This is a genomic window from Prevotella sp. HCN-7019 (assembly GCF_037890215.1).
In the GTDB taxonomy this organism is placed as follows: domain Bacteria; phylum Bacteroidota; class Bacteroidia; order Bacteroidales; family Bacteroidaceae; genus Prevotella.
The window spans coordinates 215,541-221,851 of record NZ_JBBKBO010000005.1 but is presented as its reverse complement, the minus strand read 5'-3'; the positions used below and the strand labels follow the sequence as shown (position 1 = coordinate 221,851).

The 6,311-nt window shown below is 39.4% G+C and carries 3 protein-coding genes; all 3 read left to right on the top strand.

From position 1 onward, the window contains the following. Positions 1 to 13: 13 nt before the first annotated feature. The 3 genes from WKT13_RS08920 to WKT13_RS08910 all read left to right on the top strand — a co-directional run bounded on the left by WKT13_RS08920 (position 14) and on the right by WKT13_RS08910 (position 6,253). Positions 14 to 397: a hypothetical protein gene (locus WKT13_RS08920; protein ID WP_340323610.1), complete on the top strand. Its 384-nt coding sequence runs from the start codon at positions 14 to 16 to the stop codon at positions 395 to 397. Between the two features lie 199 nt (positions 398 to 596). Further along, positions 597 to 5,834 carry a tape measure protein gene (locus tag WKT13_RS08915; RefSeq protein ID WP_340323609.1) on the top strand — a complete coding sequence of 1,746 codons (5,238 nt, stop codon included), beginning with the start codon at positions 597 to 599 and terminating at the stop codon, positions 5,832 to 5,834. After that, positions 5,831 to 6,253, top strand: a complete 423-nt coding sequence (locus WKT13_RS08910) for a hypothetical protein (RefSeq protein WP_340323608.1) — start codon at positions 5,831 to 5,833, stop codon at positions 6,251 to 6,253. Before WKT13_RS08915 ends, WKT13_RS08910 begins: the two co-directional genes overlap by 4 nt. Positions 6,254 to 6,311 lie beyond the last annotated feature (58 nt).

Sequence of the window (6,311 nt, the reverse complement as noted above, 5' to 3'; positions counted from 1 at the left end):
TTTCTTTTAAATTATGAATCAAGGAGCGAAAATAGTATCAGAATCCATTATAGGCAATGATTTTAGAACAGTATTTGTTGTTGGAAAAGCCTACACGGTCTATCCGCCTACTATCTATAAGTTGTCCGGCGCAATATCTAATTTGTCAGGTATACAGGACGCAGACAACTTAAAGGAAGTTCTTCTCTCTCTTGGCGAAAGCAAATCATATAGTAAGGCTCTTTCATGGCTTATTACTGGTGATGAGAGCTTGAGTGAAGAGTTGGCCGAAGGAACATACGAGGAGAACGTGAATGCTTTGGATGAAGCATTATCCATGATTGACTCCAAGGTTTTTCTCAAAGCTGTCAGCTTGGCGAGGAACGTAAGTCTGCTGGCAGCGAAACCGAGGTTGTAGGGAATGATACTCTCTTGGGACAGATTGCATCGTTCATTGAAAATCTGCATCTGTCATACGAGGAAGTGGTATATGAGATACCATACAGAAATTTAGTATTAATGCAGCGTGATAAACTCCATACTGTTACTGGAACCAAGATTACGAAGGTAAAAGGTAAAGATATGGCTTCACGCAGACGAAGAAATAAGAAATAGATATGGCTACACTATATTTTAAAGTCAGTTCAGATTATGATGAGGTTATCCGTCTTAGACAAGAATGTAAAAAGTTGGAAGCCCAGCTCAAAAAGATGGACGTAAACAAATCTCCGGCAGCTGCTAAGGCTTTGGAAATGCAACTAGCATCCACCCGTCAGCAGATGATGGGATTGGTAACAGAAGCGGCCAAGGCTGGTGCTGTTATGGAGAATGATTTTAAAACGAAAATATACAATGCCTCACAGTCCGTGAATGATTTTACTCAAAAGATTATTAATCAGAAAAGAGTTGTTAAGGATGTCGGGTATGATGTAAAACGATTAGGGGATGCTTATAGAATAGCCTTAAAAAGAAATCCTATAGGTGCATCAAGTTTGTTGTCAGAATACCAGGCGGCAAAAAAAGCTCTTTATGAGGAAAAAGCAACGTTGTTTGATCTGACCCAACAGCAGGCAGAAGCACGCCTTTCTGTAAAGAGGTTAAGGGATGAGTATTCCGCTTTTAAGGAAGAAGCAGGAGAAGCAACAAAAGCTAATGAAGGAATGTCGCTTTCGTTAACTAAAGTTTTGAGTATTATCGGTGGCGTGACGGCATTAAAAGGTTTTATTTCCGAGCTTATTAATGTCCGAGGACAATTTCAGCAGTTGGAAATAGCTTTCTCTACGATGTTGAAAAGTAAAGAGGCTGCTGATAAACTTATGGCAGAACTTGTTGATATTGCTGCTAAAACTCCTTTTGACCTTCAGGGGGTTGCTCAGTCAGCAAAACAGATGATTGCTTATGGCTCATCGGCAGAAAATGTAGGTGATGAACTTATAATGCTTGGCAATGTGGCTGCAGGTGTTGGCTCACAACTTAGTGAAATAGCCTATCTCTACGGAACATTGAGGACACAAGGAAGAGCTTATGCTGTCGATATTCGTCAGTTTGCAGGTCGTGGTATTCCTATATATGAGGAACTTGCAAAAGTCCTTGGTGTGACAAAAGATGAAGTTTCTGGACTTGTCAAAGAAGGAAAGGTCGGATTCAAGGAAGTAGAACAAGCTTTCAAGAATATGACCAGCGAATCAGGTATTTATTATAACTTGATGCAGGAACAGTCAAAATCCCTTACAGGACAGATAAGCAATCTTGGTGATGCTTGGGACACCATGTTGAATGATATGGGTAAGAGCACACAAGGAATAGCTTCCGCTGGTATATCTGCTTTGAAGGGGTTGATAGAAAATTATGAGACGGTTGGTAAAATTCTGATAGGTTTGATCGCCACTTATGGAATACATAAAGCAGCTGTGATTGTCAATATCGCATTAACAAAAAACTGGGCTGTCGCTGCTAGGGCGGATGCTGCAGCAAAAGCCTTGCAGACCGTTGCCACCAAAGCACAGACTCTTGCACAGGCGGCTTTAAACTCTGTGATGAAGGCTAATCCGTATGTGCTCGTGGCCACAACTTTAGCTGGAGTCGTTGCTGCTATGTGGGCCTTTAGTGATAGTGCGTCAGCTGCAGAAAAGGCCCAAAAAAGATTCAATGATGAGCAGCAGAAATTCATAGACAAAGAAGCGGAGCGCAAGCGGAAAGTGGAAGAACTTATTCGTGTTATTCAAGACAGTACGGAAACGGAATTAGAAAAAATAAAGTCGTATGAAGAGTTACAGAAATATTCACCGGCTCTCACTTCAGCTTACAGCAGGGAAGAAATAGCTACATTAAATCTTGCTGATGCACAAAAGAAATTGAACGAGGAGCGTGATAAAAACAATTATCAGAACATCATTGATAATATAGAGAAAGCCAAAAATGCAATAAAAGAATATACTGATGCTCGGCAGGCTGCATCTTTGAAACCAAATTCGAACAATCAGATCGCAATTTATACGTCTAAAATTGAGTATGCGAAAAAAGATTTAGATAAATGGCAGTCTGCACTGGATGAATTCAATAGAGTAAGGAGGCAGGCGGAAGAGAATGCTAAACCTATAGAGATAAAACTGACGGTGGCAGAAAGAGAATATCAGGATTCCAAAATGAAGTTGGATTATATGTCTGACTTTGTTATAGCCATGAAAAAAGAGGTTGAAGGAACAATGATGCTTAATATTGATGGTTCACCGGCTGAAAAGGACACAGAATCTATAATCAAGGATATTGAAAAAAAAATTAAGGAAGTTGATAAAATTCCGATGTCTGTTGAACAGATGAAGGTTCGTGATGATCTATCGGAGATACGTGAATACATGTTACTATGGAAAAAAGAATCAGCCAGAAGCGGAATTTTTACTGTTCCTATCCAATTCCAGTTGAAGTTGAACTCACTAAAAACGGATACGAATCAGAAGAAAGATAAGTTTAATTATCTTACAGGGCAATATGAAGACGAAAAACCTGAATTATTCAAGGATGCTTATAAGAATGCAGAAAAGAGATGGAATAATGCAAAGAAAAATTATGAGAAATTAAGAAAATCAGCCAAGTCAACAAAAGACGAGGTTGTGAAGGCCAAAGAGACAATGGAAGAAGCGGAAAAGTTGTTCAAAGAATTGGGTGGAACTTCGCAAACTTCCAAAAAACAGGCTAATGCAGAAAATCAAGTCCTCAAGAGGGAGGAAGCCATTCGCAAACAGACAGAGAGTCTTAAAAATTTGGAGAAAAGACAATCTCTTGACCGTAAAAGAGAAACTGCTGATTTAGAGGAGCAGGTGGAACAGGCTCGAATAAATGCTATGGCCGACGGCAGTAAAAGGATTATTGCCCAACGAGAGTATGACAATAAAAAGGAGCTTGAAGCAATAGACAGAGCAAAAGAAGAATATATCCAAAAAGAGACCCAGAGGCAAAAGGACATATTCTATGCAGAGGAGAATCTAAAAGCGCAGAAGAATCCCAAATACAAGAAAAAAACATTTAGCTCTTCAGGCTTATTCATAGACACCTCGTCATTTGACGAATTGAAGGATTTGACAAAACAAAAGCAAATACAAGATAGGCTCAATGCGGAGAAAGAAGCAATGGACGCCTATCTTACGGAATATGGCACATTCCAACAGCGAAAACTGGCCATTGCTGAAGAATATGCAAAAAAAATACAAGAAGCCCAAACAGAGGGTGATCGTCTCACACTGGAACGTGAACGAGACAAGGCCATATCGGATGTAAACCTTTCTGCAATAAAGCAAAATATTGACTGGGCTGGTGTCTTTGGTAATTTGGGCACCATGTTCCGTGAGGAGATGGAGCGAAGTCTTGAATCTTTAAGGATTTATATGAGGTCGGACGAGTTCAAAAGTATGGAACCGGAAAACCAAGCAAAAATTGTTGAAGCTGTAAACAACCTTAAAGGGAATATTTCAGGTGATCTAACAGACGTTGACTTTAAAAAAATAGGAGAGCTTACAATAGAACTTCAGAACGCTCAGCGTAGAATGATTACTGCCTGCTCTGCTGAAGTTGTGGCTTATGATAATTTGAAAAAAGCACAAGAGAATTATCGTAATGCAATGGAAAGTGGAACTGCAGAACAGAAGGCTGCGGCAAAAGCAAATCTGGATGCAGCTCAGACTGTAGCTGATAATATGTCACAAGCCTATAAACAAGCTGTAGGAGAATTTAATGCTACAGGTAATAACTTGAAAGAAGCAACGGATTGTGCTGTTGATGCAATAAATTCCATATCATCGGCCATATCACAGATAAGGAGTAATTCACTTTCTGGTGCATACGAAGGAACACAGCAATTAACAGAAACTTTGGGTAAGTCATTATCTGGATTTGAAGGTTTGCTAGGTAAAACAGGTAATGCTTTGTCTAGATTCTCATCATCATTAGGTGGGGCAACAGGAGAAATTGTTTCCGCAGCATTAGGGCTTCTGGATTTGCTAAAGGATGGATTTGGAAGCATTTTTGCAGACTTAAGTGATCTTATGTTTAATGCGGTGAATGGTATTCTTGATGATTTACTAAGTGGAGGTATAATAACGAAGCCACTGCAGTCTGTTGTAGACGGTGTAAGTAACATTCTTAATACAATAACCTTTGGAGGGTTTAATTCATGGTTAGGTGGTAATGATAAAGATGTTATGGAAGCTGTAAATCGTTTGACAGACAGTAATAAATATTTGCAGGAAAGCATAGATCGTTTAAGTGAACGTATAGGAGATGAAAGTAATACTGCTGATCAGACTCTTGGTTATTATATAACAGCAAAAGATGCAGAAGAACAATGGCGTGAAAATCAGCAGAAAATAATAAAAAATCTTGCATCAGCATGGACAAATACTGGTTACGGCTTTCTTGGATTGGGTGGTAAAGGATCTTTCAACGGTCATGCTCCTGATAGTAATTGGTCAGGATGGGATTCTTTTAGCGAGACGCTGAAGAATTATGGCTTTGACGTAACACTTCGTAATTCTGAAGATTTTTGGGAGCTTACACCAGAACAAATGGAATTGTTGCGTGACAACAACCCAAAAGAATGGCAGAAACTCTTTGACAGTGATGGTCATAAAAATCCTATAGATGCAGTTGACGAATATATCGAGCATGCAGGGAAACTAGAAGAACTTACAGATGTGCTTAATGAGAATTTGACAAAGATAAGTTTTGATAGTTTATATGACAATTTTATAGACACACTTATGGACATGGATGCGTCAGCTGAAGACTTTGCAGATAATATGTCGGAATACTTTATGCGTGCTGCTTTGTCTGAAAAAGTCGGTGCGCTGTTTAAGACCAGACTTAACAATTGGTACAACGACTTCGCATCTGCAATGGAAGATGGAACACTTGATGATAATGAAATAGACGCACTTAGAAATGATTATGAAAATATAGTTAAGGACGCAATGGCTGAACGAGATGATCTTGCAAACATTATCGGATATACAGGAAGTAGTAAAGAACAACAATCTGCTACTGCAAAAGGGTTTGAAACCATGTCTCAAGATACAGCCGAGGAACTAAACGGAAGATTCACATCTGTATATGAGTCCAATCTTCGGATAGAAACAGCCGAACAACAGCAAACGGTTGCAATCACAGAACTTCGTGGTTCCATAAGTGCTCTGACAGCACAAGCGTCAGGAATGTATAATATTGCAGACGAAACGCGTACCATCTTAGTCAACTCCTATTTGGAATTACAGCAAATCAGAGAGAATACCGGAGAGATTATTAAGCCTATCAAACAAATGCAGGCTGATATGGCAGAAGTTAAACGAAATACATCAAGATTATGACAGGAGATTTGACAATAAACAATAAGGATGCATGGACAACTTGGGGAGTTCGCTTGGGAGATGGTTTCCTCGATACCATTGACGGGTTCAACGAAATGAAGGACTATATCGAGAACGAAAGCAGGCTGGAACACGGGAAACGGATAATCACAGACAATGCGAAGGTGGATTCGCGAGAAATCACACTCCAGTTTACCATCGAAGGAAGTTCGGAGAGTGATTACCGGACAAAGAAGAAAGCTTTTCAGACAGAATTGGAGAAAGGTACGGTAAATATCAAAATTCCATCTCTTGGAAGTGAAGTATATAAACTGGTTTACCTTGGGAAAAGTATTTCTTATGGATTGAGTTTAGACCGATGTTTCGGTAGGGTTTCGAGTAAGTTCTGCGAGCCAAATCCGACCGATAGAAGTGAATAACAAACATTTGCTTTATTGTTTCAAATGAAAGTTCTTTTTTTTAGGACTTTCATTTTCT